General features: G+C 71.5%; 25 protein-coding genes and 1 pseudogene. 11 read left to right on the top strand and 15 right to left on the bottom strand.

Annotated elements, in window-relative coordinates; all coding sequences use genetic code 11:
* Position 1: 1 nt before the first annotated feature.
* From RM609_RS21230 to RM609_RS21215, 4 genes and pseudogenes are all read left to right on the top strand, one after another.
* Positions 2–463 (top strand): annotated as a pseudogene (locus tag RM609_RS21230) (GtrA family protein); the annotation flags it as partial.
* 4 nt (positions 464–467) lie between these two features.
* Positions 468–2,915 carry a galactose oxidase early set domain-containing protein gene (locus tag RM609_RS21225; protein ID WP_311613075.1) on the top strand — a complete coding sequence of 816 codons (2,448 nt, stop codon included), beginning with the start codon at positions 468–470 and terminating at the stop codon, positions 2,913–2,915.
* A gap of 106 nt (positions 2,916–3,021) precedes the next feature.
* Positions 3,022–3,594, top strand: a complete 573-nt coding sequence (locus RM609_RS21220; protein WP_311613074.1) for an RDD family protein — start codon at positions 3,022–3,024, stop codon at positions 3,592–3,594.
* A complete protein-coding gene (locus RM609_RS21215) occupies positions 3,588–4,109 on the top strand; it encodes a MepB family protein (protein WP_311613073.1) in 522 nt (173 codons plus the stop codon). Before RM609_RS21220 ends, RM609_RS21215 begins: the two co-directional genes overlap by 7 nt.
* Before the next feature lie 89 nt (positions 4,110–4,198).
* Here the strand turns inward: RM609_RS21215 and RM609_RS21210 are convergent, their stop codons facing one another.
* Positions 4,199–4,783 (bottom strand): hypothetical protein, encoded by a 585-nt coding sequence (locus RM609_RS21210; RefSeq protein ID WP_311613072.1) that lies wholly within the window; start codon positions 4,781–4,783, stop codon positions 4,199–4,201.
* A 105-nt stretch (positions 4,784–4,888) separates the two neighbouring features.
* Between RM609_RS21210 and RM609_RS21205 the strand changes: the two genes are divergently transcribed.
* On the top strand, positions 4,889–5,608 hold the full coding sequence (locus RM609_RS21205) for an aspartate/glutamate racemase family protein (protein ID WP_311613071.1): 720 nt from the start codon (positions 4,889–4,891) through the stop codon (positions 5,606–5,608).
* 35 nt (positions 5,609–5,643) lie between these two features.
* Here the strand turns inward: RM609_RS21205 and RM609_RS21200 are convergent, their stop codons facing one another.
* Positions 5,644–6,270 (bottom strand): ATP-binding protein, encoded by a 627-nt coding sequence (locus tag RM609_RS21200; protein WP_311613070.1) that lies wholly within the window; start codon positions 6,268–6,270, stop codon positions 5,644–5,646.
* 147 nt (positions 6,271–6,417) lie between these two features.
* Between RM609_RS21200 and RM609_RS21195 the strand changes: the two genes are divergently transcribed.
* The gene (locus tag RM609_RS21195) at positions 6,418–7,269 is read left to right on the top strand and encodes a helix-turn-helix domain-containing protein (protein WP_311613069.1); all 852 of its coding nucleotides are present in this window, start codon (positions 6,418–6,420) and stop codon (positions 7,267–7,269) included.
* Positions 7,157–7,489 carry a DUF397 domain-containing protein gene (locus RM609_RS21190; RefSeq protein WP_311613068.1) on the top strand — a complete coding sequence of 111 codons (333 nt, stop codon included), beginning with the start codon at positions 7,157–7,159 and terminating at the stop codon, positions 7,487–7,489. Before RM609_RS21195 ends, RM609_RS21190 begins: the two co-directional genes overlap by 113 nt.
* Here the strand turns inward: RM609_RS21190 and RM609_RS21185 are convergent.
* The gene (locus tag RM609_RS21185) at positions 7,458–8,054 is read right to left on the bottom strand and encodes a nucleoside deaminase (RefSeq protein ID WP_311613067.1); all 597 of its coding nucleotides are present in this window, start codon (positions 8,052–8,054) and stop codon (positions 7,458–7,460) included. The two genes, RM609_RS21190 and RM609_RS21185, sit on opposite strands and share 32 nt — an antisense overlap.
* A gap of 51 nt (positions 8,055–8,105) precedes the next feature.
* Positions 8,106–9,053, bottom strand: coding sequence for an NAD-dependent epimerase/dehydratase family protein (locus RM609_RS21180; RefSeq protein WP_311613066.1), 948 nt, complete (start codon positions 9,051–9,053; stop codon positions 8,106–8,108).
* Between the two features lie 149 nt (positions 9,054–9,202).
* Here RM609_RS21180 and RM609_RS21175 point away from each other — a divergent pair, with 149 nt between their 5' ends.
* A complete protein-coding gene (locus RM609_RS21175) occupies positions 9,203–9,916 on the top strand; it encodes a TetR/AcrR family transcriptional regulator (RefSeq protein ID WP_311613065.1) in 714 nt (237 codons plus the stop codon).
* A 271-nt stretch (positions 9,917–10,187) separates the two neighbouring features.
* The gene (locus RM609_RS21170) at positions 10,188–10,505 is read left to right on the top strand and encodes a hypothetical protein (protein WP_311613064.1); all 318 of its coding nucleotides are present in this window, start codon (positions 10,188–10,190) and stop codon (positions 10,503–10,505) included.
* Between the two features lie 19 nt (positions 10,506–10,524).
* Here the strand turns inward: RM609_RS21170 and RM609_RS21165 are convergent, their stop codons facing one another.
* The 8 genes from RM609_RS21165 to hrcA all read right to left on the bottom strand — a co-directional run bounded on the left by RM609_RS21165 (position 10,525) and on the right by hrcA (position 18,353).
* Positions 10,525–11,406, bottom strand: a complete 882-nt coding sequence (locus RM609_RS21165) for a GNAT family N-acetyltransferase (protein ID WP_311613063.1) — start codon at positions 11,404–11,406, stop codon at positions 10,525–10,527.
* A 94-nt stretch (positions 11,407–11,500) separates the two neighbouring features.
* Entirely contained in the window at positions 11,501–12,289 is a 789-nt protein-coding gene (locus tag RM609_RS21160; protein WP_311613062.1) for a helix-turn-helix transcriptional regulator, read from the bottom strand.
* 38 nt (positions 12,290–12,327) lie between these two features.
* Positions 12,328–13,158 (bottom strand): helix-turn-helix transcriptional regulator, encoded by an 831-nt coding sequence (locus RM609_RS21155; protein ID WP_311613061.1) that lies wholly within the window; start codon positions 13,156–13,158, stop codon positions 12,328–12,330.
* A 257-nt stretch (positions 13,159–13,415) separates the two neighbouring features.
* On the bottom strand, positions 13,416–14,210 hold the full coding sequence (locus RM609_RS21150; RefSeq protein WP_311613060.1) for a response regulator transcription factor: 795 nt from the start codon (positions 14,208–14,210) through the stop codon (positions 13,416–13,418).
* A gap of 32 nt (positions 14,211–14,242) precedes the next feature.
* Positions 14,243–14,992 carry a 16S rRNA (uracil(1498)-N(3))-methyltransferase gene (locus RM609_RS21145; protein WP_311613059.1) on the bottom strand — a complete coding sequence of 250 codons (750 nt, stop codon included), beginning with the start codon at positions 14,990–14,992 and terminating at the stop codon, positions 14,243–14,245.
* A gap of 73 nt (positions 14,993–15,065) precedes the next feature.
* Positions 15,066–16,133 carry a nitronate monooxygenase gene (locus tag RM609_RS21140; RefSeq protein WP_311613058.1) on the bottom strand — a complete coding sequence of 356 codons (1,068 nt, stop codon included), beginning with the start codon at positions 16,131–16,133 and terminating at the stop codon, positions 15,066–15,068.
* Between the two features lie 66 nt (positions 16,134–16,199).
* The gene (gene dnaJ, locus RM609_RS21135) at positions 16,200–17,336 is read right to left on the bottom strand and encodes a molecular chaperone DnaJ (protein ID WP_311613057.1); all 1,137 of its coding nucleotides are present in this window, start codon (positions 17,334–17,336) and stop codon (positions 16,200–16,202) included.
* Positions 17,337–18,353: a heat-inducible transcriptional repressor HrcA gene (hrcA, locus tag RM609_RS21130; protein WP_311613056.1), complete on the bottom strand. Its 1,017-nt coding sequence runs from the start codon at positions 18,351–18,353 to the stop codon at positions 17,337–17,339.
* Between the two features lie 266 nt (positions 18,354–18,619).
* On the opposite strand from hrcA, the gene RM609_RS21125 reads away from it, so the two are divergent.
* Both RM609_RS21125 and RM609_RS21120 read left to right on the top strand, forming a co-directional pair.
* Positions 18,620–19,363, top strand: a complete 744-nt coding sequence (locus RM609_RS21125) for an MBL fold metallo-hydrolase (RefSeq protein ID WP_311613055.1) — start codon at positions 18,620–18,622, stop codon at positions 19,361–19,363.
* Between the two features lie 33 nt (positions 19,364–19,396).
* Complete coding sequence (locus tag RM609_RS21120; RefSeq protein WP_311613054.1) at positions 19,397–20,224, top strand: DUF3097 domain-containing protein; 828 nt, start codon at positions 19,397–19,399, stop codon at positions 20,222–20,224.
* An 82-nt stretch (positions 20,225–20,306) separates the two neighbouring features.
* Here the strand turns inward: RM609_RS21120 and hemW are convergent, their stop codons facing one another.
* The 3 genes from hemW to RM609_RS21105 all read right to left on the bottom strand — a co-directional run bounded on the left by hemW (position 20,307) and on the right by RM609_RS21105 (position 25,475).
* Positions 20,307–21,539, bottom strand: coding sequence for a radical SAM family heme chaperone HemW (gene hemW, locus RM609_RS21115; protein WP_311613053.1), 1,233 nt, complete (start codon positions 21,537–21,539; stop codon positions 20,307–20,309).
* 36 nt (positions 21,540–21,575) lie between these two features.
* On the bottom strand, positions 21,576–23,441 hold the full coding sequence (locus RM609_RS21110; RefSeq protein WP_438828493.1) for a SpoIIE family protein phosphatase: 1,866 nt from the start codon (positions 23,439–23,441) through the stop codon (positions 21,576–21,578).
* Between the two features lie 144 nt (positions 23,442–23,585).
* On the bottom strand, positions 23,586–25,475 hold the full coding sequence (locus tag RM609_RS21105) for an AMP-dependent synthetase/ligase (protein WP_311613051.1): 1,890 nt from the start codon (positions 25,473–25,475) through the stop codon (positions 23,586–23,588).
* Positions 25,476–25,508: the final 33 nt, after the last annotated feature.

Below are 25,508 nucleotides of genomic sequence, written 5' to 3'. Positions count from 1 at the left end.
TGCATCCCCCCTCTCCCGCATCCTCCTCTTCGGCCTCATAGGCCTCACCGGCTTCGCACCGAACCTCCTCGGCCTGAAGCTGCTGACCGCCGCCGGACTCCACTACGTCCCGGCGGAGATCGTCGCCAACCAGTTCGGCATCGTCTGGAACTTCCTGCTGACGGAAGCACTGCTCTACCGCGACCGCCGCGCGCACCGCCACTGGGCGGACCGGCTGGCCCGCGTCGCCGTGCTCGCCAACGCGGACCTGCTCCTGCGCATCCCCCTGATCGCGACGCTGGTGGACGGGGCGGGCCTCGGGGTCCTGCCCGCGACCGCCGTCGCCCTGCTGACCACCTTCGTCCTGCGCTACGCGGCGACCGAGGCACTCGTCTATCTGCCGCGCACCGGCCTGTCACGCCCCGGCCGCACGAGCCGCAGCGGAAAACACCGTCGTGAAAGCCGTCCGGGAAGGGACAAGTGATGGCATGACACCACTGAGATCCACGGGCAGACGCACCAGGGGCATCCGGCGCAAACGATCCCGCACCGCCGCCGCCCTGCTCCTCGCCTCCGGCGCCTCCTTCGGCCTCCTGCTGGCCGCGCCAGGCCCGGCCCGCGCGGGGTCGAACCTCGTCGTCAACCCCGGCTTCGAGTCCTTACGGGCCTCGGACGCCATGCCCACCTGCTGGGAGAAGTCGGGCTGGGGCGACAACGACTCCACCGTCACCACCACCGACCAGTCCCACAGCGGCGGCAAGGCCCTCTCCATCTCCGTCACCCGCCGGGTCAACGGCGACCGCAAGGCGCTGATGACCGAGGACAGCTCGTGCGCGCCCAGTGTGACGCCGTCCCACCAGTACGACCTGTCGCTCTGGTACAAGAGCACCACCCCGGATGCCTCCGTCACCGTCTTCCGCCATGACGTGAAGGCGGGCTGGCAGTACTGGACCGACCTCAAGACGCTGCCGGTCAGCGCCGGCTACACGCGCGCCACCGTCCGTACGCCCGTCGTGCCGCCCGGCACCGACCAGATCACCTGGGGCGTCTCCGTCTACGGCACGGGCACCGTCACCACCGACGACTACGACATGGAGGACGCCACCCAGCCCGCCCCCGGGGCCGCCTGCACCGCCGGGGACGCGTGCGCCAAGGGCAGCTGGGCCGTGATGCCCTTCAAGAACCCGGTCCGCAGCATGCACTCGGTCGTCCTCCACAACGGCAAGGTGCTGCTCGTCGCCGGCTCCGGCAACGACCCGGCGATGTTCAAGGCGGGCACCTTCACCTCGGCGGTATACGACCCGAAAACCGGCGCGATGAAGACGATCCCGACGCCGGTCGACATGTTCTGCGCCGGGCACGTCCAGCTGTCCGACGGCCGGGTGCTCATCATGAGCGGCAACAAGGCCTATCCGGCGGCCGACGGCAGCCACGGCTACGAGGGCTTCAAGGACAGCTACATCTTCGACCCGTCGTCCGAGTCGTACGTGAAGACGAACGACATGAACGAGGGCCACTGGTACCCCTCCGCGACCCTCCTCGGCAACGGCGACGTCATCAGCTTCGGCGGCCTGAAGGAGGACTCCACCGGCAGTGTGACCGCCGAGAAGTTCTCCCAGGCGCAGCAGAAGTGGCTGCCGCGCACGGAGGTCAATCAGACCTGGTCGTACTGGGGTCTGTACCCGTCGATGATCCTGATGCAGGACGGGCGGCTCTTCTACTCCGGCAGCCATGTCTTCGGCAACGGCACCCCGGGCACCGGCGCCTCGGTGTACGACTACGACGCCAACAAGATCACGGACGTGCCGGGCCTCCAGGACAAGGACAACCGCGACCAGTCGATGAGCGTGCTGCTGCCGCCCGCGCAGGACCAGCGCGTCCTGACCATGGGCGGCGGCCAGGTCAACACCAACCCCGAGGCCGGCCGTCTCACGGACCTCATCGACCTCAAGGCCCCCAACCCCCGCTACACCCCCGGACCCTTGCTCCCGCAGGGCACGGTCGACCAGGGCCAGGGGCCCAAGCCCGAGACGGGCGCGCAGGGCAAGATGTACGTCTCGGCCGTGCTGATGCCCGACGGCAAGGTGCTGGAGACGGGCGGCGGGCTCCACGACCGGGCGGACCCGGTGTACGAGGCGTCGATGTTCAACCCGGCGACGAACAGCTTCCAGGCGGGCATGGCCACGGACCCGATCCCGCGCACGTACCACTCCTCCGCGTTCCTGCTGCCGGACGGCCGGGTGATGGCGGTCGGCGACAACCCGGGCAACGGGACCTTCGACGACCACGTGTCGATCTACACCCCGCCGTACCTCTACAAGGGCGCGCGGCCGCAGATCACCTCCGTGGCGAACAACCGCTGGCAGTACGCGAGCACGCAGCGGATGACGGTCGACCGTCCGGTCGTGAAGGCGGAGCTGATCCGTCCGGCGGCGGTCACTCATTCCTCCGACCCGAATCAGCGTTTCGTCGATCTGCCGATGACGGTGGGCGCTGACGGAACGACGATCGACCTCAATGTCACCAGCAACCCGAACCTGGCGCCGCCCGGCTGGTACATGCTCTTCGCCGTGGACGCGGACGGCGTCCCGTCGGTGGCCTCCTGGGTCCACCTCGGCGGCCCGGACGCGCTGGAGGCGCCCAAGGGGAAGGCGGCACCGATGGTGCACGACTTCGCGGGGAAGATGACGGAGAAGGCGAAGGACCCGGAGCCGGCCCGTACGTCCCACCCGGTACCGGCGACGATCTCGGGCTGCGACCGCCACTACGGCGCGGAGAACGTCTGCGTACCGACGGTCTTCCCGAAGACCGTCCCGCCGACGACGGCGGGCCGCTGCGAGTGGCTGAAGGCGCACGACTACGGCGTCCTGAAGCTCAACGGCCGTGCCGACCCGCTGAAGCTGGACCCGGACCGCAACGGGCGCGCCTGCGGCTGAGCGGCCGCAGGGCTCCATGGCCTGGGCGCCAGGTGCTGGGGTTCGATACCGGTCATAGATCAACCTGTGCATCAGTTGTCACATGAGTACAGCAAGATGGCACCCCGTGATCGATCCCCAGCACCACCAGGTTCCACAGCAGCCGTATGCGCCTCAGCAGCCGTACGCTCCGCAGCACCCTTACCAGCAGCAGTATCAGCAGCCCTACTACCAGCAGGCGTACCCGTACGCCCAGCCGTCTCCCCACATCCCCCGGGAGGTCGGGGATCTGCGCCGCTACCTCTTCTCCTTCATCGACGGGATGATCACGTTCTTCGGCGGGTTCGGCATCGCCGTGCACTTCACGGCGGGCAAGAGCACGGGCGCCTACTGGGTCTGCGCCGCCATCGCCTTCTTCGGTCTGTCCTTCGTCCATCACGTGCTGGGCGCCGTGCTGTTCCGCACCACAGTGGGCAAGTTCCTGTGCATGACGCGCGTGGTGCGCGCGGACGACGCGGGGCGCCCGCGCTTCTGGCAGGCCGTCCGGCGCTGGCTCCTCGGCCTGACGTGGCTTCCGATGCAGCCGATCTGGTCCTGGTTCGGTGACGACGGCGCCCCGTATGAGGACGGCTGCGGGCTGCGCTACGTCCACAGCGGTGACCTGCGGCGCCAGCGCAATGGCAGGATGACGGCATGGTGACGAATGAGCCATGGACGGCGATTCACGGTGACCTGCTGGCGGCGAAGGCGCGGGTGTACGACCCCAGCGGTTTCGTCTGCTCGCCGCCGGTGCCCGAACCGGAGAGCGCCGAGTACGCGGCGTGCGCGTTCACGCTGGACGGCCGCTCGGTGCGGTTCCGCGTGGCCAAGACCACGCCGACGAAGGTGGGGCAGTTCGTCACCGTGTGGCAGCGGTCCGAGGAGGGGCCGATCCGGCCGTTCGACGCCGACGACGGGGTGGACCTGTTCGTCATCAGCAGCCGCGACGACGACGGCTTCGGACAGTTCGTCTTCCCGCGCGAGGTGTTGTGCGAGCGCGGCATCGTCTCCCGCGGCGGCTCCGGCGGGAAGCGCGGATTCCGCGTCTATCCGCCGTGGGTGACCACGACCAGCCGGCAGGCCGGCGCCACCCAGGCATGGCAGGTGAAGTACTTCTTCAGCCTTGGCCAGGACGGCCCCGCCGACCTGACACGCGCCCGCGCCCTGTACGCCTGAGCGGGGGCCGTGCCCCGAAGGGGCGCGGGGAACTGCGCGACCAGCCACCACCGGCCCGCGGATGACGCACTCCACTTCCCGCGGAGCGCTCAGTAGTGCGGGATGACGAAATTGAATCCCGCCGCGTTGTGCCCACCGCCGGCCGGGCAGCGGCCCTTTTCCTGATAGCCCCAGAAGAACAGCGCGAAGCAGTTGCTGCAGAAACGCCAGTAAGCCTGGGCGTTCGGTGTCTCGACGATGTCGTGCGGCAGGACGAAGTTGTACCCGGCCGCACTGTGGGACCCACCGACCGGGCACCAGCCGCCGCTCGGATAGCCGAAGAAGAACATGCTGTAGCAGCGGGTGCAGAAGCGCCAGTTGGCCTGGGCGTTGGAGTTTTCGAGAACGTCGTGGGGGATGTCGAAGTCGTAGCCCGCCATGCCGTGCGCGTCCCCGGCGGTGCAGTGACCGTTGTCGGGGTAGCCGTAGTAGAACATGACGAAGCACTTCGGGCAGAAGCGCCAGTTGCGCTGCCCGACTGCTCCCTTGGCACCCCTGGCACCCTTGACGCCCGTGTCGGCCGCGTGGGCCTCGGCCGGGCCGGTCACCGTGGTGGCCGCCGTGACCGCGACCAGCCCGGTGGTCGCGCCGAGCGCTCTCGTCAGGAAGGTCCTCCGGTCCCGTTCAAACCCCATACCCGTCCCCCTCGATGTCATAAGGCGCACATGACACTAGAGGCGCCGGACTACCTGGCATAGGCAAGAATTCGGACCCTCCACCCGCGACCGTTTGGAGGCACGATGAAACATCTGGGAATCCTGGGACACAGCGCGGAGGGCGCGGCGCTGTGCTTCCGTACGTTCTGCCGGAAGGGCTTCGCGGAGCTCGGTCCCCACGAGCACCCGGACGTCACCCTCGACCTCATCGCCATGGCCCGCTCCATGCCCGCCTGGGACTCGGGCGACCACGACACGGTCCGCGCCCTCCTCTCCGTCAGCGCCGACCGGCTCGCCCGCGCGGGAGCGGAGTTCTTCGTCTGCCCGGACAACACCGCCCACATGGCCCTCGAACGCCCCGGCCCCGACTTCGCCCTCCCGGGCCTCCATATCGCCGAGGTCGTGGCGGACCGCGCCGCGCGCGACGGCCGGAAGCGAGTGGGCGTACTGGGCACGCGCTACACAATGGACGGCCCGCTCTACGTCGAGGCGTTCGCCCGGCGCGGCATCGAGGCGGTGGTCCCGGACCCGGCCGACCGGCGTCTGATCAACGACGTCATCTTCGACGAGCTCCTCAACGGCATCCTCGACGAGCGCTCGCGCCGCGAGTACGTACGGATCATCGAGGCGCTGGCCGCGCGCGGCTGTGACGCGGCAGCCCTCGTCTGTACGGAGATCCCCCTCCTGATCACCCCGGACGTCTCCCCGCTCCCCACCCTCGACTCCACCCGCCTCCTCGCCCACGCGGCCTTCGAGACAGCCGCTGGCCGGGCGCCGATGCCGACGTGGCGGGGCGGGGTGTAAACCCCGCCCCGAGTGCCCGCGCTATGTGGATGCGCTCACCGCACGTCCCATTGCGGCAGCAGATGCGTGTCGCGGAAGTGGCTGCGGATGGCGATCGAGGCGTCCTGGATCTCCTCCAGCGCCCTCTTCTCGGCCACGGCCTTCCGCCGTTCGCCTTCCAGTTCCACGCAGTCCGTGCACCCTGCGGGCGAGATCCACCGCGGCGTGGATTTCTTCGGCTTCCGCTGCGGGTGCGCCAGTTCGAACCACAGCGTCTTGCCGAACCTGCGCCGGTCGTACGTGTGACTCCCCCAGTCGTCGGCCCACAGCTCCACGAACCGGAGGCCGCGCCCTGCTTCCGCGTGCGCGGCGGGTTCTGTTGTCGCCCCTTGGTCCCGGCCGCGCCTGAAGAAGGCGGGCACGACGGGATTCGTGTCCCACACGTTCACCCTGATGCGGTCGCCTTCCCGACAGTGGAGGCGGAGGGTGCAGGGGCCGTCGGTGTGGAGGTGGGCGTTTGTGACCAGCTCACTGGTCAAGAGGGTTGCCTTCTCTGCGATTTCGGATAGCGCGTGACTGTCCAGGACCGCCTGGAGGGTTACCCGGGCGATGCCGGGTGCGCGCGTGTCGCGCGGCAGTTCGAGGAGGTAGGACCAGGGCTGAGGCGGCGATACGGTTGCCATGAAGGTCTCCTGGCGGGTTGCCGGTTGAGTGGCCTACGCCACACCGTAGCGCTGGCCGCTTAAGGCTTTAAGTCGTTGCGGCTGAATCTCCCCAATCGCCACCCGGGTGGGTGACGCCTACACACTGCGTACGAAGAGGGATGCCGCTTGCCAGTACGAAACAGTCCAACCGCGCGTCAGCTCCGGCTGGGAGCGGAGCTACGAAAGCTGCGCGAACGCGCAGGGATGACCTCTACGGAGGCGGGACGGCTCCTCGGGACCAACCAGACCCAGATCAGCAACATCGAGGCGAGCCGCATCGGGGTGAGTGTGGATCGCCTGCGCACATTGGCGCGCAACTACTCCTGCTCCGACGAGCCGCTCATCAACGGCCTCATCAGCATGATTGGTGATCGCAAGCGAGGTTGGTGGGAGGAGCACCGTGACCACCTGCCGGCAAACCTGATCGACTTGGCGGAGATCGAGCACTACGCGACGGGTGTACGCGTTTCCCAAGTCATCAACATCCCCGGCCTGCTACAGACACCGGAGTATGCACGGGCGATCTTCCGTGAGGCGGTCCCACCGCTCCTCCCCCACGAGATCGAATACCGAATCTCTCATCGGATCAAGCGGCAGGCGATTCTCTTCCGCGATGCCCCGCCGCCCTACACAGCAACCATCCATGAGGCGGCTCTGCGTATGCAGTTCGGCGGGCCTGCCGCCTCCAAAGCTCAGCTTGATCATGTCATCAACATGAGCGAGCTCGACAACGTCACCGTTTTGGTCATCCCCTTCGACGGTACGTCCTTCCCCAGCGCCGGGCACGGCATCGATTACCTTCAGGGCCCGGTGCCTCAGCTGGATACGGCCCTCATCGACACCGCCCACAACGGCACTCTCATCGATGCCACAGCACAGCTCGAAAGGTGCCGCCTTGTGCTGGACCGGATGGAAGGCGCAGCCCTCAAGCCTGACCCGTCCCGTGACCTCATTCGCCGTATCGCACAAGGCATCTGAGAGGACCAAGATGAGCACCCTGAGCTGGCAGAAGTCCTCGTACAGCGAGTACGGGTCCTCGTGCGTCTACGTGTCCCCAGGCCCCACCGGAAGAATCCACCTCCGCGAGAGCGACGACCCCGACGTCATCCTCTCCACAACCCCCGCGAGGCTGCGCCCCCTGATATCCCGCATAAAGGCCGGCGACCTTACTCCCGCTCCCGATAGAGCGGATCCGTAAGATCCGCCCTCACCCCACTCGCCAGCGCGGGCCGCGACAACCCCCGCGCCCGGCGGAAGATTTCGTCCGCCGGAACGTCGATCTGCGGCACCCCCCACCCCGCAAGCTTCGCCATCGACGTCCCATAAGCAACACCCCGCACCCCGCCCCACACCAGCGCGCCCGCGCACATAGGGCAAGGCTCAGCAGTGGCCACCACAACGTGCTCCGACAGCTCGAAGCCGCCCGCCAGGGCCTCCCGTACGAGGTTCGTCTCGGCGTGGGCGGTGAGGTCGCCGCTCTCGCCCGTGTTGCCGGCTCCGGCGACGACCGCCCCCGTCGCGGCGTCGACCAGGACCGCCCCGTAGGGCCACTTCGCCGCCGCCCGGGCGTACTCCACGGCCGCGGGCATGGCCCGCAACACAGCCTCGCGCAGGGGCGGGGGCCACTCACCGGCCCACCCGGCATCCGCATACGCATCCGCATCCGCACCGCGCGAGCGGGCCGGCATGGCGCGGGTCAGGGAGAGCGGGGCGGCCGTGGCCGCCGTCAGGGACAGGACACGTCGCCGCGAAAGGAAGGTCACCGCATCATCCTCGGCCCTGCCGCACCACGTGACAGCGGAAGTCTCCAAACGTCACTCGGCCAGAGCGAGGAAAGAGCGGTACCAGGCGAGGGTGTCGTCCAGGGTCGTGTCGAGGGCGATCGGCTTGATGCCGAAGGCTTCCTGGATCGCGGTGGAGTCCATCACCTGGGGTTCGGTGTGCTGGTAGAAGAGCTCGGCGTAGGAGTTCATGAACGTCTCGTCGAACGGCCCAAAGGGGCGCGGCTCGCTCATGAGCGTGGTCTTGAGGGGCTGTCCGACCTTGCGCTCGATCTGCTGGAAGATCTCGCGGGTGGTTCGGGCGGGGCCGGTGGGCAGGTGCCAGACGCGGCCGTCGCCGTCGGGGTGTTCTCCCAGGGTGGCCAGGCCGGCGGCGACGTCGCGGATGTCGGTGTAGCTGTGGGGCAGGTCGATGTCGCCCAGGGCCAGCACCTCGGTCGCGGTCAGGGCGCCGGGGAAGACGGAGCCGCCCAGGGTGGAGTTGAGGACGCCGGGGCCGACGAAGTCCGCCGAGCGGCCGAGGACGACGCGGGCGCGGCCGTCGCGGTGGGCGGCCAGGTACTGCTCGTCGAGGGCGGCGCGCATCCGGCCCTTGGCGCTGGTCGCGTTCCAGGGGGTGTCCTCGGTCATGGTCCGGCCGTGGGTCTCGCCGTAGGGGTAGAGGGTGTCGAGTACGACGAGGCGGGCGCCTTCGGTCTCGACCGCGCCGAGCACGGCGTGCTGGATGCCCGGCATCAGGTCGACCTGTAGGTGGTAGGCGACGTTGACGCAGTGGTACACGACGGCGGCGCCCTTGATGGCGGCCCGGGCGCCCTCGACGGTGCTGACGTCGCCCTTGAGGCGGGTGATTCCGTCGGGGGCCGGACCGGTCCCGGAGCGGTCGACGAGGCGGACCGCGTATCCCCGGCGGGCCAGCTCACCGGCGAGTGCCGAGCCGGCGGGCCCGGAGCCCAGGACGACGTGGAGATCAGTGGCGTTCATGAGGAGCCCCTTTCGCGTTACGATGGATCGCAACTGTTAGACACCGTAACTCTTTTTGGCGCAGGCCGTAAGAGGGCATCGGAAGCAGTTCCAGCAAGATCCACGGAGCCCGCCGGGCCCGTGGCCCCGGACAGCACAGGAGGAACGTCATGGCCGCTGCGGCATCCAGCCCCCGGGCCCGGTACCGGGAGCAGACCCGCGCCGAGATCAAGAAGATCGCCCTGGCGCAGCTGGCCGAGGGTGGAGCCTCCGCCGTGGCCCTCACGCGCATCGCCAAGGAGGCCGGGCTGACCGGGCCGGCCCTGTACCGGTACTTCGCCAGCCGCGACGACCTCCTCCACAGCCTGGTCCGGGACGCCTACGACGACGTCGCCGCCGCCATCGGGCGCGCGGCCGCCGACCTGCCCGACAGCCCCGCCGCAGGCCTCCACCGCCTGGCCGGCGCCTACCTCGACTGGGCCACCGCCGAACCCCACCGCTACCTGCTGATCCAGGGGAACCCGATCCCCGGCTACGCGGCCCCGTCCGACACGGTGCGCCGCGCCCGCGCCTGCATGGGCCCCTTCGTGAAGATCTTCGCCGCCGGCCGGCCCACCGACGCGGTCCAGCCGGTCGTCGACGAAATGACAGCCTGGGTGCGCCAGGACGAAACGGCCGCCGAGTGGCTGCACGAATACGCGGGCCTCACCCCCGACGACCCGAACGCGGGCTGCGCCCTCGCCGGCCCGATACTGGCCTGGTCCCACCTGCACGGCACCGTGAGCCTGGAGGTGTCCGGCCAGTACACGGGCATGGGCCACCACGCCCGAACGCTCCTGACGGCTCAGATGACCACGCTGGCCACCGCCTTCGGCCTCACCTGACCCGCCTCCGCCCGCGCCCGGCCGCGCTCGGCTCCACGACTCCTCGGTCGGGTGGTTTTGAACCGGCCCTTCGCTGTCACGTCGAGCCGGCCGGAAGGATAAGGGCTGCTGTTGCCGTCGGGAAGGACGTCCGGCCCGGCGGGACCAAGGGGAGGGAAACGTGGTGGGAACGAAATGGTCTGCCGCTCCATGGGGCGTGGGGCTGGCCCTGGTTACCGTCATGGCATGTGCGTCAGCGCCGGCGGCTGCTCACAGCCAGGCATCGCACCTGATGGCCGGACGCGTTGCTCTCACGAACGCGGACGACGGCAAGACCGTGCCCGCGAAGGCCGGTGACGACATCGAGGTCAGTCTCACGGGCTACCGCGAGAACGGGGTCACCTACAGCTGGAGCATCCCGGCGAGCGACTCCGACATGCTCCATCGGACTAAGGACGGCACGACCCCGAGGGGCGACGCCAAGGCGCGCTTCCACGTCGAGCAGGACGGCACCGCCACCCTCAGCGCGGCACGACACTGCCGCCCGGACAAGGGCCACCTCTGCCCGCTTGTCGTCACGCCGTGGAAGGTGCGGGTGCAGGTGAATTGACCGATTACCGGCCCGCGGCCTACAGATCCAGCTGATACTCGTACGTCACGTGCGTCGGCACGTACCCCAACGCGTCGTTGACGTGCCGCATGTACGGGTTGTTGTCCGCCGTGTCGGTCAGCAGGCCGCCGAGGCGGGGGTGGTGCCGGCAGGCGTGGACGATGGCGGCGGCCTTCATCCAGCGGGCGAGGCCGTGGCCTCGGTGTTCGGGGAGGACGGCCGTGCCGTAGTGCCGGCCGTCGCCCGTTCCGGCGCCGGGGACGACGAGTTCGGTGAAGCCCACGATGGTTTCGTCCGACTCGTCGACGACGGCCACGGTGTGGAGGACGTCCCCGCGCCGGGCCACGGCGGCGGCCGCCGCCCGTACGCGGTCGAGGTCCCAGACCACCGTGCCGTAGTCGACGGCTCCCATGGGCATGTCGTCCATGGCCCGGCGCGATGCCACGAAGGTGTCGGCGAGGGCGTCGGGGACCGTTCCCTCCCATGCCGTCAGCCGGTACCCGGCACGCGGGGCCTCGGCGACGGCCGCGAGGGCGGGCAGGTCCGCCTCGGCCAGCGGCAGCCGGGCGTACGTCAACGTCAGCGCCGTGCGGAAACCTCGCGCGGCGAGGAACGCCGCGCCCGGTGAGTCCGCCTCGGCCTGGGCGATGACGCTGCGGCGGCCGTCCTGGCGGGCGGCGGCGACGGCCGCGTCGAGCAGCAGGGAGCCCGCGCCGTGGCGGCGTTCGGCGGGGTGGACCTGAACGTCCAGTTCGGCGAGGTGCCGCTGCCCCTCCCTGGTGAACAGGCGGAGGAAGGCGGATCCGAGGGGGAAGCCGTCGGGGCCGGAGGCCAGCCAGGCCAGGCGGCGGCCGGCGGAGGTCTCTTCGGGATCGGTCAGGGCGGTGACGCGTATGGGCAAGGTGTCTCCGTGATGAGGGAGGGGTGCGGCCCCAGGGTAGGGGCCGGGTGTCGCCGCCGCCTGCGACTTTCCCCCCGCCGGGCCGCCTCCCTGGCTACGGCACGATCCCCGCCCGCTTCGCGACCAGCACCGTCGAGACCCGGTTGTTCGTACCGAGCTTTCGATAGACCTTCTCCAGATGGCGGTTGACCGTGTGCGGCGAGATCGTCAGACGGCGGCCGATCCCTGCCGCCGTCAGGCCCTCCGCCAGCAGCCCCAGCACGGTCAGTTCACGCGGCGTCAGGTCGTGGCCGGGCACGGCGAGGGCCGGGGAGAGCGCGGCCGGGGAAGCCGCGGCCCCCGCAGCCGCCGCCCCGCGCAGGCGGTGGAGTTCGCGGACGTGGCGGTCCGCCCTGACGAGCAGGGGCTGGACTCGGGTGATGAAGGCGAGTTCGTGGTCGGTGAAGTCGCCGCGGCGGCCGAGGCTGATGGCGCGCATCTCGTCGGGGGCGCCGGGGAGGGGGACGCCGAGCTGGTGGGTGGTGCCGTAGTCGCGGCGGGCCTCGCTGTACCAGGAGGAGTTGCGCCAGCCGTCGCAGATGCTGGTGATGCTGACGGGGCTGGAGTGGGCGGCTTCCATATAGGTGATCAGGGGGTGCCGCTGCTCGACCCTGCGCTGGATGACGTCGCTGACGCCCGGGCCGAGGGACACGGGAGCCCAGCCCTGGGCGTAGCCGACCCGGCCGGTGAGGCGGATGCCCGCGAAGATGACGGTGTCGCAGCCGAGGGCGTCCTGGAGGTGCCCGGCGATCAGATGGGAGAGGGAGTCGGGGTCGTCGTGTTCCAGGACGGCCATGACGAGGTCGAGCATGCGCTCGTAGTCCTGCGCGTGAAGTCCTGACATGGGGGTTCCGCTTCCTCTCGGTCCCCGCTCGCCGCATGCTACCCGCGGTCGGCGGGGTGGGAGAAAATCCGCGCCCTGGACACGATTCCCGCCTGCTGGGCGCTGAGAACCGTCGACACCCGGTTGTTCGTGCCGAGCTTCCGGTAGACCTTTTCGAGGTGACGGTTGACGGTGTGCGGGGAGATCGCCAGACGGTGGGCGATTCCGGCGGCCGTCAGCCCCTCCGCCAGCAGGCCCAGCACGGTCAGCTCGCGCGGCGTCAGGTCGTGACGGGGCACGGCGACGGCCGGGAACACGGCGGGGGCCGCTTGGGGCGAGGCCGCCTCGCGTAATCGTCTCAGCTCTCTCGCGTGCCGGTCGGCCGTGATCAGAAGTGGCTGGATCCGGGCGGCGAAGGCGAGTTCGTGGTCGGTGAAGTCGCCTGCGCGGCCGAGGACGAGGCCGCGCAGGGTGCCGTCGCCGGCCGGTACGGGAACGCCGAGCTGCTGGGTCGTGCCGTAGTCGCGGCGGGCCTCGCTGTACCAGGGCGAGTCCCGCCAGTCGTCGCAGAGTTCGCTCGCGGTCACGGGACGGAGTGCGCGGGCGGCGAGATAGGAGACGAGAGGGTGGTGCTGTCGTACACGGCGCTGGACCACGTCGCTCACGTCCCGCCCCAGCGACCGGGGCGCCCAGCCCTGGGCCTTGCCCCGGCCCCGCGCCGGGTCGGCCACGGCGAAGACGACCGTGTTGAGGCCGAGGGTGTCGACCAGGTGTCCGGAGATCAGGTACCAGAGGGATCCGGGGTCGTCGTGTTCCAGGACGGCGACGATGAGATCGAGCATGCGCTCGTAGTCGCGCGCGTGGAGTCCGTGTCCACGATGTCCTGGCATGGCGGGCCCGCCCCTCTCGGTCCCCCTCCGCCGCATGCTACCGGCAGCGGGAATCACGCCCAAGAGAGCCCGGACACCGGTGAAAACGCTGGAAGGACGCCGAGACCCGAGGACACGGACCGCGCCGACGTCGAATCCCCCGTGGCCGGCGTCGGCGCGATCGCGCGTCCCTGTCAGGGTCGCACGCGGGCCCTCCGCCGCACGATGGGAAGAACTACCCACCCGGGGGTGGGGCCAGCCATACCCCCGGGGCCGGTTCAGGGGACGATGCCCACCTGCTGGGCCAGGAGCACGGTGGAGACACGGTTGTTGGTGCCGAGCTTCCGGTAGATCTTCTCCAGATGGCGGTTGACCGTGTGCGGCGAGATCGTCAGCCGGCGGGCGATCCCCGCCGCCGTCAGGCCCTCCGCCAGCAGCCCCAGGACCGTCAGCTCGCGCGGCGTCAGGCCGTGCCCGGAGGGGTGGGTGGTGGTGAGGTCGGGCGCGGCGGTGCGCAGGCGGCGCAGTTCCTGGATGTGGTTGGCCGCGCCGATGAGCAGGGGCTGGAGGCGGGCGGCGAAGGCCACGTCCTGGGGGCGGAACCGGCCGTCGCGGCCCATGAGCACCAGCCGTGCCGTGCCGGGGGCGCCGGGGAGGGGCAGGCCCATCTGCTGGGTGATGCCGAAGTCCCGGCGCGCCTCGCTGTACCACTGGGTGTGCCGCCAGCCGGCGTAGATCTCGCCGACGGTCACCGGCTCGGACTCGCCGCTCAGGGTGTAGGACACCAGCGGATGGCGCTGGGTCACCCGGCGCTGGACGAGGTCCCCGACGAACGCGGCGAGCCGCGGCGGGGCCCAGCCCTCCACCTTTCCGGTCAGCCGGGCCACGTCCACGACCGAGAAGGTGACCGAGTCGCAGCCCACCGTCTCCAGCAGCTGCGCGGTGATCAGTTGCCAGGACGACTCGGGGTCGTCGCTCTCCAGAACGGCGACGGCGAGGTCGAGCATCCGCTCGTAGTCCCGCGTCTGGAGCTGCTGGGTCCGTGCCATCCCCTGCTGGGTCCGTGTCGTCATCCCCGCCGTCCGCCCCCCGGCTTCACTGCCCGTCAGCCCCAGCGCCCCGTGCGGCCCAGCAGCAGGGCCGCGGCCGCCGTGCCGGCGGTCGAGGTGCGCAGGACGCTCGGGCCGAGGCGGTAGGGGTGGGCGCCGGCCTCGGCGAAGGCGGCGAGCTCCTCGGGGGAGACACCGCCCTCCGGGCCGACGACCAGGACGATGTCGCCGGTCTCCGGCAGGGGCGCCGTGGCGAGCGGGGTGCTGCCCTCCTCGTGGAGGACGGCCGCGAAGTCGGCGCCCGCCAGGAGCTGGGCGACCTGCCGGGTGGTGGCGAGCTCGTCGACGGAGGGGAAGCGCAGCCGGCGGGCCTGCTTGCCGGCCTCGCGGGCGGTCGCGCGCCACTTGCCCAGGGACTTCAGGCCGCGGTCGCCCTTCCACTGGGTGACGCAGCGGGAGGCGGACCAGGGCACGATCGCGTCGACGCCGGTCTCGGTCATGGTCTCGACGGCCACTTCGCCGCGGTCGCCCTTGGGCAGGGCCTGGACGACGGTGATCCGGGGCTGCGGCTCCGGCTCGGAGCGTACGGAGGTGACGGCGACGTCCAGGTGGTCCTTGCCCTCGACGGCGGCGACGGTGCCGTGGACGCCCGTGCCGGAACCGTCGGTCAGGACGATCTCCTCGCCCACGCGCAGCCGGCGCACCGAGACCGCGTGGCGGCCCTCGGGCCCGTCCAGCGGGAAGACGGTGCCGGGGAAGACACCCGTGAGGGCGTCCTCCTCGACCAGGAAGACCGGGGCTGTCATGACGTACTCGCTCTCTCGCCGCGCCGAATCACACTCGTGATCACACTCGTGTCCACTTCCGTACCTCCGGCCGTCACCGCACGGTCAACGACACGCGCGCCGCGTCCAGTTCGGCCGTAAGGAGTCGTACCAGATCGCCGGCGGGGAGCTCCCGCGCCAGGCGGTGGCCCTGGCCGGCCCACAGGTTCATGCCCTGGGGGTCGCCGGCGGCGGCCGCCGCCTTGCGCAGGCCGGAGGTCAGATAGTGGATCTGGGGGTAGGCGGCCGGGGCGTAGGGGCCGTGCTCCCGGAGGAAACGGTTCACCAGGCCTCGGGCGGGGCGGCCGGAGAAGGCGCGGGTGAGCTCGGTGCGGACGAACAGCGGATCGGTCAGGGCGCGCTTGTGCAGCTCGTGGGCCCCGGACTCCGGGCAGGCGAGGAAGGCCGTGCCGAGCTGGGCGGCGCTCGCGCCCGCCGCGAGGACGGCCGCCACCTGGGCGCCGCGCATCAGTCCGCCGGTCGCGACGACGGGCAGCGGGACGGTCTCCCGGACCTCGGCCACGAGCGCCAGCAGGCCGACCCCGGCGCCCGCGCCGTCGGCGTGGGGATCGTCGTGGTGGGTGCCCTGGTGGCCGCCGGCCTCTATGCCCTGGACGCAGAGCGCGTCGGCGCCCGCCTCCCGCGCGGCCAGCGCCTCGGCGGCCGACGTCACGGTCACCACGGTCACGGTGCCGGCCCTGGCGAGGGCGTCCACGGCCGTGCGGTCGGGACACCCGAAAGTGAAGGAGACGACGGGGACGGGGTCGTCGAGGAGGACGGCGAGCTTGGCCTCGTAGCCGTCGTCGGAGCCCTGGTCGGTCTCGCCCAGCGGCGTCCGGTACCAGGTGGACTCGCCGGCCAGTTGCTCGGCGTAGACCTCGATGGCCGCCGGGTCGGCGGCGGGCGGCTGGGGCATGAAGAGGTTCACGCCGAAGGGGCGGGACGTACGGGCGCGGAGCTGCTTGATCTCCTCGTACATCGCCCCGGGAGTCTTGTAGCCGGCGGCGAGGAAGCCGAGGCCGCCGGCGTCGCTGACAGCGGCGGCGAGGGCCGGGGTGGAGACGCCGCCGGCCATGGGGGCCTGCACGATCGGGTGCTCGAACAGTCCGTTCAACGGGGCCATGAGCACATCGTGTCACAGGTGGGGTAACCGGGGGCTCCGCCCCCGATTACCCCGTGGTCATCGGACCTAACGGCCGTTGAACGCGTCCTTCAGCCGCGAGAACAGCCCCTGCTGCCCCGGCTTGAACTCGCCCGTCGGACGCTCCTCGCCGCGCATCTTGGCGAGCTGGCGCAGCAGTTCCTCCTGCTGCGGGTCCAGCTTGGACGGCGTGGTCACCTCGACGTGGACGACGAGGTCACCGCGGCCGCCGCCGCGCAGGTGGGTGACGCCGCGCTGGTGCAGCGGGATCGACTGGCCGGACTGGGTGCCCGGGCGGATGTCGATCTCCTCGACGCCGTCCAGGGTCTCCAGCGGCACCTTCGTGCCGAGCGCGGCCGCCGTCATCGGGATGGTGACCGTGCAGTGGAGATCGTCGCCGCGGCGCTGGAAGACCGGGTGGGGCTTCTCGTGGATCTCCACATAGAGGTCGCCGGCGGGGCCGCCGCCGGGGCCGACCTCGCCCTCGCCCGCGAGCTGGATCCGGGTGCCGTTGTCGACACCGGCGGGGATCTTCACCGTCAGGTTCCGCCGGGACCGGACGCGGCCGTCGCCGGCGCACTCCGGGCACGGGGTCGGCACGACCGTGCCGAAGCCCTGGCACTGGGGGCAGGGGCGGGACGTCATGACCTGGCCCAGGAAGGACCGGGTGACCTGGGAGACCTCGCCGCGGCCGCGGCACATGTCACAGGTCTGCGCGGACGTGCCCGGGGCCGCGCCCTCGCCGCTGCACGTGGTGCAGACGACGGCGGTGTCGACCTGGATGTCCTTGGTGGTGCCGAAGGCCGACTCGTTCAGGGTGACCTCGAGCCGGATCATGGCGTCCTGGCCGCGGCGCGTACGCGAGCGCGGACCGCGCTGCGAGGCCTGGCCGAAGAAGGCGTCCATGATGTCGGAGAAGTTGCCGAAGCCCGCGCCGAAGCCACCGCCCGCACCCGCGCCGCCCGAGGAGGACAGGGGGTCGCCGCCGAGGTCGTAGACCTGCTTCTTCTGCGGGTCGGAGAGGACCTCGTAAGCGGCGTTGATCTCCTTGAACCGCTCCTGGGTCTTCGGGTCCGGATTGACGTCCGGGTGGAGCTCGCGCGCGAGACGGCGGAAGGCCTTCTTGATCTCGTCCTGGGAGGCGTCGCGCCGGACGCCCAGGATCGCGTAGTAATCCGTGGCCACTTACGACTCCGCCAGGATCTGTCCGACGTAACGTGCCACTGCGCGTACCGCTCCCATCGTTCCGGGGTAGTCCATGCGGGTCGGTCCGACCACGCCGAGTTTGGCGACGGCCTCGCCGCCCGAACCGTAGCCGACGGCGACCACGGATGTGGAGTTCAGCCCCTCATGGGCGTTCTCATGACCGATGCGTACGGTCATCTCCGAGCCCTTGGCCTCGCCGAGCAGCTTGAGCAGCACGACCTGCTCCTCCAGCGCCTCCAGCACGGGCCGGATCGTCAGCGGGAAGTCATGACCGAAACGAGTGAGATTGGCGGTACCGCCGATCATCAACCGCTCCTCGGTCTCCTCGACCAGCGTCTCCAGCAGGGTCGAGAGGACTGTCGAAACGGTTCCGCGATCATCCTTCTCGAAGGACTCGGGGAGGTCCTGCACCAGCTGCGGCACATCCGTGAACCGGCGGCCCACGACGCGGCTGTTCAGCCGCGCGCGCAGATCCGCCAGCGCGTTCTCACCGACCGGCGCCGGGCAGTCGACCATGCGCTGCTCGACCCGCCCGGTGTCGGTGATCAGGACGAGCATCACCCGGGCCGGGGCCAGGGAGAGCAGCTCGACATGACGCACCGTCGAACGGGTCAGCGAGGGGTACTGCACCACGGCGACCTGACGCGTCAGCTGCGCCAGCAGCCGGACGGTACGGGCCACCACGTCGTCCAGATCGACGGCGCTGTCCAGGAAGCTATGGATGGCGCGCCGCTCCGGCGTCGACAGGGGCTTGACGCCCGCGAGCCTGTCGACGAAGAGGCGGTAGCCCTTGTCGGTCGGGATACGGCCGGCGCTCGTGTGGGGCTGGGCGATGAAGCCCTCCTCCTCGAGCGCGGCCATGTCGTTGCGCACCGTGGCCGGGGAGACGCCCAGCTTGTGCCGCTCGGTGAGCGCCTTGGAGCCGACGGGCTCCTCGGTGCCGACGTAGTCCTGGACGATGGCGCGCAATACCTCGAGCCTGCGTTCGCTCAGCATCTCGCGCGCACCTCCAGTCCAGTGGTCCAGCCGTCGTACGACCGTACGGGGCCATACGGGTCCGTAAGGTCCCTACGGTTTCTTACCGGGGTCTCACAGGGTCTTCACCCCTGGCACTCAATGGTCACGAGTGCCAGATCCCTCCAGCCAGTGTACGGCCGGGCCCCACGGCAAGGGCAAGGGCCGTCCTCGCCGCGAGCCTCCGGGCGCCTTCCCGGCCCGCCGCCGGGCAGGCAACCGTACCGTCCTGCCGCTAGCGTCACGGTATGCAGACGCAAGGGGATTCCGGCACCGCGCCGGCCGGCGGGGAGCACTGGGAACGGCTCGCGCCGGGGGTGGTACGCCGCAGGTTGCCGGGCTGGGACGCGACCGTCGGGGCGATCGCGGGGACGGACGGCGTGCTCGTCGTCGACACGGGTTCGTCGCTCCACGAGGGGGTGGAGATCCGCCGCGAGGTGCAGGAGCTCTTCGGGCTCCCCGTGACGCACATCGCACTCACCCACCCCCACTTCGACCACGTCCTGGGCACGGCCGCGTTCTCCGGCGTCCAGGTGCACGCGGCGGTGGGCGCCGAGGGGCTGATGGCGCGGGAGCGGGAGGAGCTGCGGCACGACGCGGTCCGGCACGGCATGGACCCCGACACCGCGGCGGAGGCCGTGGACCTCCTCGTCATCCCCCACCACCCGGTGTCCGGGGAGCTCACGGTCGACCTCGGCGGCGGGCGGCGGGTGCTGCTCGCCAACATCGGCCCGGGGCACACGGCGCACGACCTGGCCGTACTGGTCGCGGGGGAACGTGAGGTCGTCTTCTGCGGCGACGTCGTCGAGGAGTCCGGCGAGCCGCAGGCGGGCCCGGACGCCCTCCCGCACGCCTGGCCGGCGGCCCTGGACCGGCTGCTGTCCCTCGGCGGGGACGACGCGGTGTACGTGCCGGGGCACGGCGCGGTGGTGGACGCGGCGTTCGTACGGGCGCAGCGCGACGCGCTGGCGGAGCGCTTCGGCGTGTCGTGACCGGGGTGTGGATCTTGAACCAGAATGGCCCGCATGTGGAGCAAGCGGTACAGCCCTGATCTCACTCCGCCGTGGAAGCGGTCCGCCCCCGTTCCCGAGGTCCCGGCCGAGCCGGGTCTCGTGGTCGAGGAGGTCACGACCGGTTTCTGCGGGGCGGTGATCCGTTGCGAGAAGACGGCCCAGGGGCCGACGGTGACGCTGGAGGACCGCTTCGGCAAGTGCCGGGTGTTCCCGATGGAGCCGCGCGGGTTCCTGCTGGACGGCCGGGTCGTCACCCTCGTCCGCCCGCTCGCGGCTCCCCCGGCGGCCCCCGCCCGTACCGCCTCCGGCTCCCTCGCCGTCCCCGGCGCCCGCGCCCGGGTCGCCCGCGCGGGCCGCATCTACGTCGAGGGCCGGCACGACGCGGAGCTCGTGGAGCGCGTGTGGGGCGACGACCTGCGCATCGAGGGCGTGGTCGTCGAGTACCTGGAGGGCGTCGACGACCTCCCGTCGATCGTCCGTTCCTTCGCCCCGGGCCCCGACGCCCGGCTCGGCGTCCTGGTCGACCACCTGGTGCCGGGCTCGAAGGAGTCACGGATCGCGGCGGAGGTGACGGGGGAATCCGCGCACGTGCTGGTCGTGGGTCACCCGTACGTGGACGTCTGGGAGGCCGTGAAACCGGCGTCGGTGGGGATTCCCGCCTGGCCGTCCGTGCCGCGCGGGCAGGACTGGAAGACGGGCGTGTGCCGGGCGCTGGGGTGGCCGGAGAACACGGGGGCCGCCTGGCAGCGGATCCTTTCCGGCGTGCGGTCGTACAAGGACCTGGAGCCCCAGCTCCTCGGGAGGGTCGAGGAGCTGATCGACTTCGTGACGGCGGGATAGCGGGCCGGCTTGTGGGCAGGCGTTCCGCAGGGCGGAACGGGTGGGCACAAGCCGACCACCGGGCCGCACCCGGCAGCGGACCTCAGTCCACCAGGTCGCGGACGACCGCGTCGGCCAGCAGACGACCGCGCAGCGTCAGCGCCGCGCTCCCCCGCTCGTACGCCTCGGGCCGCAGGAGGCCGTCCGCCAGCGCCCGCGCGGCCGCCGCCGCGCCGGCCGGCTTCAGGAGTGACAGCGGGCACCCCTCCTCCAGCCGCAGCTCCAGCAGGATCCGCTCGACCCGCCGGTCCTCCTCGGCGAGGAGCTCACGGCCCGCTCCCGGGGAGCGGCCCTCGCTCAGGGCCTGGGCGTACGCGCCGGGGTGCTTGACGTTCCACCACCGCACGCCCCCCACGTGGGAGTGGGCGCCGGGGCCCGCGCCCCACCAGTCCGCGCCGCGCCAGTAGAGCTCGTTGTGACGGCAGCGGCCCGCCTCGCTCGTCGCCCAGTTCGAGACCTCGTACCAGGAGAATCCCGCACCCGAGAGCGCCTCCTCGGCGATCAGATAGCGGTCCGCGTGGACGTCGTCGTCGGTCATGGGCACCTCGCCCCGCCGGATGCGCCGCGCGAGCTGTGTGCCCTCCTCGACGATCAGGGCGTAGGCCGAGACGTGGTCGGGGCCCGCGCCGATGACCGCGTCCAGGGAGGCGCGCCAGTCGTCGTCGCTCTCGCCCGGCGTGCCGTAGATCAGGTCGAGGTTGACGTGCTCGAAGCCCGCCGCGCGCGCCTCGGCCACGCAGGCCTCCGGGCGGCCCGGGGTGTGCGTACGGTCGAGGATCTTCAGGACGTGCTGCCGGGCGCTCTGCATGCCGAAGGAGACGCGGTTGAAGCCGGCGGCCCGCAGCTCCTCCAGGTAGCGGGGGTCGACGGACTCGGGGTTGGCCTCCGTGGTGACCTCGGCGCCGGGCGCGAGCCCGAACTCGTCGCGGATGGCGGCGAGCATCCGGCCCAGGTCGGCGGCGGGCAGCAGCGTGGGCGTGCCGCCGCCCACGAAGACCGTCTCGACCGGGCGCGGGTCGTCGCCGAGCACCTTGCGGGCCAGGCGGATCTCCTCGGCGACCGTCTCCGCGTAGTTGTCGCGGGAGGCGAGGGCGCCGCCGGAGCCGCGCAGCTCGTTCGCGGTGTAGGTGTTGAAGTCGCAGTAGCCGCAGCGGGTGGCGCAGTACGGGACGTGCAGATAGAAGCCGAGGGGCCGCTGCCCGGAGCCGTCGAGGGCATGGCGGGGCAGGGACCCGTCCTCGGGCATGGGCTCACCATCGGGCAGTACGGAAGGCATACCGTCCATTGTCCGGCATGCCGCGCCGTCCCCGTCTCACTCCGCCCGGATCACCAGCAGGGCCAGGTCGTCGTCCGGCGGGGTCGGCGCGAAGCCGTGGACGGCGCGGCGGATGCGCCCGGCGACGCCCTCGGCCGTGAGGCCCGCGCAGCCCGCGAGGGCGGCGGCGAGGCCGTCGCCGTCGTCGAAGAGGCGGTTTCCGGCCTTGCGCTCGGTGACGCCGTCGGTGACGCACAGCAGGGTGTCGCCGTGCGCCAGGTCGAAGGCCTGGCTGCCGTAGCCGACGTCGTCGACGACGCCCAGGAGCATCTGCGGCGCCGCCACGCTGCGCACCGACCCGTCGGGGCGCAGGAGCAGCGGCAGCGGGTGGCCGGCGCTGGCGAGGGTGCAGCGGACGCCGTCGCGGTGGGGCGCGAGCTCGCCGTAGAGGAGGGAGAGGAAGCGCGGGCCCGTACCGGCGGTCTCCGCTTCGGCCGCCTCCTCGCCGAGCATCCGGTTGAGCCGGGTGAGGACGTCGCCGACGCCGTACCCCTCCTTGGCGAGGAGCCGCAGCCAGGGGCGGACGAGGCCGGTGGTCACGGCGGCCTCGGGGCCGCTGCCGCAGACGTCGCCGAGGGCGAAGCACCAGCGGCCGCGGCCGGCGGCGAAGACGTCGTAGAAGTCGCCGCCGGCGGCCGCGTCGCCGCGGGGTTCGTAGACGACGGCCTTGTCGATGCCCGGGATCTCGGCGACGCGGCGCGGGAGCAGCCCGCGCTGGAGGATGCGGCTGATGGTGGCCTGGCGGGTGTATTTGCGGGCGGAGGCGAGGGACAGGGCGAGGTGGCGGGCGAAGTCCTCGGTGAGGGACACGATGTCGCCGCTCATGGCGGTGGGGCCGGAGCGGCCCAGCAGAAGGGTACCGACGCCCCGGCCGCCAGCGACCAGCCGGCAGGCCAGGGCCGAGCCCCCGGCGGGGCCGTCGGAGGTGCCGGCGGGGGCGTGGGGCCAGGGGACGGCGCGGCCGGCGGCGGCGAGGGCGGGCGGGGTGCGCTGGAGGGCGATCCGAAGGGGTTCGATGCTGCTCTCGCGGGCGTGCCAGACGCGGGAGAGGCGCGGGGCGGGGCGGAGGCCGCCGGGGGAGCTCTCGGCGTCGAGCCAGACGGCGCACCAGTCGGCGAGGCGGGGGACGGCGAGCTGGGTGGCGAGGGAGGCGACGGTGTCCTCGTCGAACTGGCCGGAGAGCAGTTCGGAGGCCTCGGCGAGGAAGGACAGGGCGCGGTGCGGGCCGCTGTCGCCGAGGCGTCGGACGGGTGGTTCGCAGGGGGTGCCGGGGGCGAGGATCTCGGCGACGCGGAGGTCGCCGAGGAGGGTCTGGTCGACGGCGTAGGCGGGGCCCGTGGGGTCCCTGGGGCTGGTGGGGAGGTGGAACCAGACGGTCTTGTCGGTGCGGCGGTAGGCGGTGCCCCAGGTCTCGGCCAGTTCGGCGACGAGCCGCAGGCCCTGGCCGCCGTGGGCGGGCCCGTCGGCGCGGTCCCCGCAGCCCTGGCGGGGGCGGGCGCGGAACTCCCGGGTGGGGTGGTGGTCGGTGACCTCGACGACGAGGCTGCCGCCGCGCGCGGGGTCGAGCCGGCATTCGAGGTCGACCGATGTGCCGGCGTGCACCACGGCGTTGGTCACCAGCTCGCTGACCAGCAGCGTGGCGTCGTCGGTGACCACGGCGTGGGCGTTCCACCCGGCGAGCACGCTGCGGACGAACCGCCGGGCGGCGGAGGGCGCGCGGGCGTCGCCGGGCAGGCTGGTACGGGCCGTGGGCGGTCCGGACGACGGCGGGTCGGGACTACGAGCCGGGGTGCGCGGAACCGGCCCGTCCGTCCGGGGCTTCGGTGATGTCCTCACAGTGGCGCTCCTGACCGCGTACGGCATAGTGCGGATTTCGCCACCGACAGACTGACAGACTGTCGGTGCTCAGGTGCGCCGAGTTGAGTAAGTGACCGCTATGGGAGTACGCCGGCCGCCCGGGTCTCCCCGTCGGGCCTGTTTGCCGGCCCTGCTCGCCGGTCCTGGCTGTCAGTTCTCCCTGGCGCCCGCGTACATGTCCTCGATCAGGTCCTTGTACGCACGCTCGACGACCGGCCGCTTGAGCTTGAGGCTGGGGGTCAGCTCGCCGTGCTCGATGTCGAGGTCGCGGGGCAGCAGCCGGAACTTCTTGATCGTCTGCCAGCGCTGGAGCCCCTCGTTGAGCTCGCGCACATAGCCGCCGATGAGCTTCTCGGTCTCCTCGGCGGCGACGATCTCCGCGTACGAGCGGTCCTCCATGCCCTGTTCCTTGGCCCAGGCCAGCAGGGAGGGACCGTCCAGGGCGATGAGGGCGGTGCAGTAGTTGCGGTCGGCGCCGTGCACCAGGATGTTCGAGACGTAGGGGCACACGGCCTTGAAGCGGCCCTCGATCTCGGCGGGGGCGATGTACTTGCCGCCCGATGTCTTGATCAGGTCCTTCTTCCGGTCGGTGATCCGCAGATAGCCGTCCGGGGAGAGCTCACCGATGTCCCCGGTGTGGAACCAGCCGTCGGGCTCCAGGACCTCGCCGGTCTTCTCGGGCTGGCCGTGGTAGCCCTCCATCACGCCGGGGCTGCGCAGCAGGATCTCGCCGTCGTCGGCGATGCGCACCTCCGTGCCGGGCAGGGGCTTGCCGACCGTGCCGGTGCGGTAGGCCTCGCCGGGGTTGACGAGGTTGGCGGCGCTGGTCTCGGTGAGGCCGTAGCCCTCCAGGATGTGGATGCCGGCGCCGGCGAAGAAGTAGCCGATGTCGGGGGCGAGGGCGGAGGCGCCGGAGACACAGGCGCGCAGCCGGCCGCCGAAGGCGTCGCGGATCTTGGAGTAGACGAGGGCGTCGGCCACGCGGTGCTTGGCGGCGAGCCCGAAGGGGACGGCCTTGCTGCCGGTGCGGCGGTAGTTGTCCTGGGAGACCTTGGCGTACTCGCGGGCGACCTCGGCCGCCCAGCGGAAGATCTTGTACTTGGCGCCGCCGCCCTCGCGGGCCTTGGTCGCGACCCCGTTGTAGACCTTCTCGAAGATCCGGGGGACGGCGGCCATATAGGTGGGCCGGACGACGGGCAGATTCTCGATGATCTTGTCGACCCGGCCGTCCACGGCGGTGATGTGCCCGACGCTGATGTGCCCGGCGGTGAGCACCTTGCCGAAGACGTGGGCGAGCGGCAGCCACAGGTACTGCACGTCGTCGGGGCGGACGAGCTCGGTGGCCTGGATCGCGCGGGACATGTACGACCAGGCGTCGTGGCGCAGCCGTACGCCCTTGGGGCGGCCGGTGGTGCCGGAGGTGTAGATGAGGGTGGCGAGCTGCTCGGGGCGCAGGGCGGCGATCCGGTCCTTGACGGCCTGAGGGTGGCGCTCCAGGTGGGCGGCGCCGCGCTTCTCCAGGTCGGCGAGGGAGAGCACCCAGCCTTCCGGGTCGCCCTCGGCGGGGACGGCGTCGGCCGCCTCGATGACGACGACGTGGGCGAGACCGGGGAGTTCGGCGCGGCGCAGCCGGGCCTTGGCGAGCTGGGCGGCGTCCTCGGCGATCAGGATCCGGGCATCGGCGTCGGAGAGCATGAAGGCGGTCTCGTCGGCGTTGGTGCTCGGGTAGACGGGGGTGGTGGCGGTGCCCGCGCACATGATGCCGAGGTCGGCGAGGATCCACTCCACCCGGGTGGAGCAGGCGAGGGCGACACGTTCCTGAGGGAGGACGCCGAGGTCGATCAGGCCGGCAGCCATGGCGAAGACGCGGTCCGCGGCCTGCCGCCAGGTGAGCGAGGCCCAGGCGTCGGGGCCCTCGCCGGAGGGGGACGGCACGGGGTGGCGGTAGGCCTCCGCGTCCGGTGTGGCCTCGACCCGTTCGAGGAAGAGGGTCGCCACGGAGGGCGGCCTGTTCTCGATCAGAGCCTGTGTCTCGGTCACGGCATCCTCCGGAGCCCGCTTCGTTGCTGGACT

The organism is Streptomyces hesseae (assembly GCF_031845785.1).
GTDB classification, from domain to species: domain Bacteria; phylum Actinomycetota; class Actinomycetes; order Streptomycetales; family Streptomycetaceae; genus Streptomyces; species Streptomyces hesseae.
Note: the sequence above shows the minus strand (reverse complement) of the source record. Positions and strands in the feature narration are given on the sequence as shown.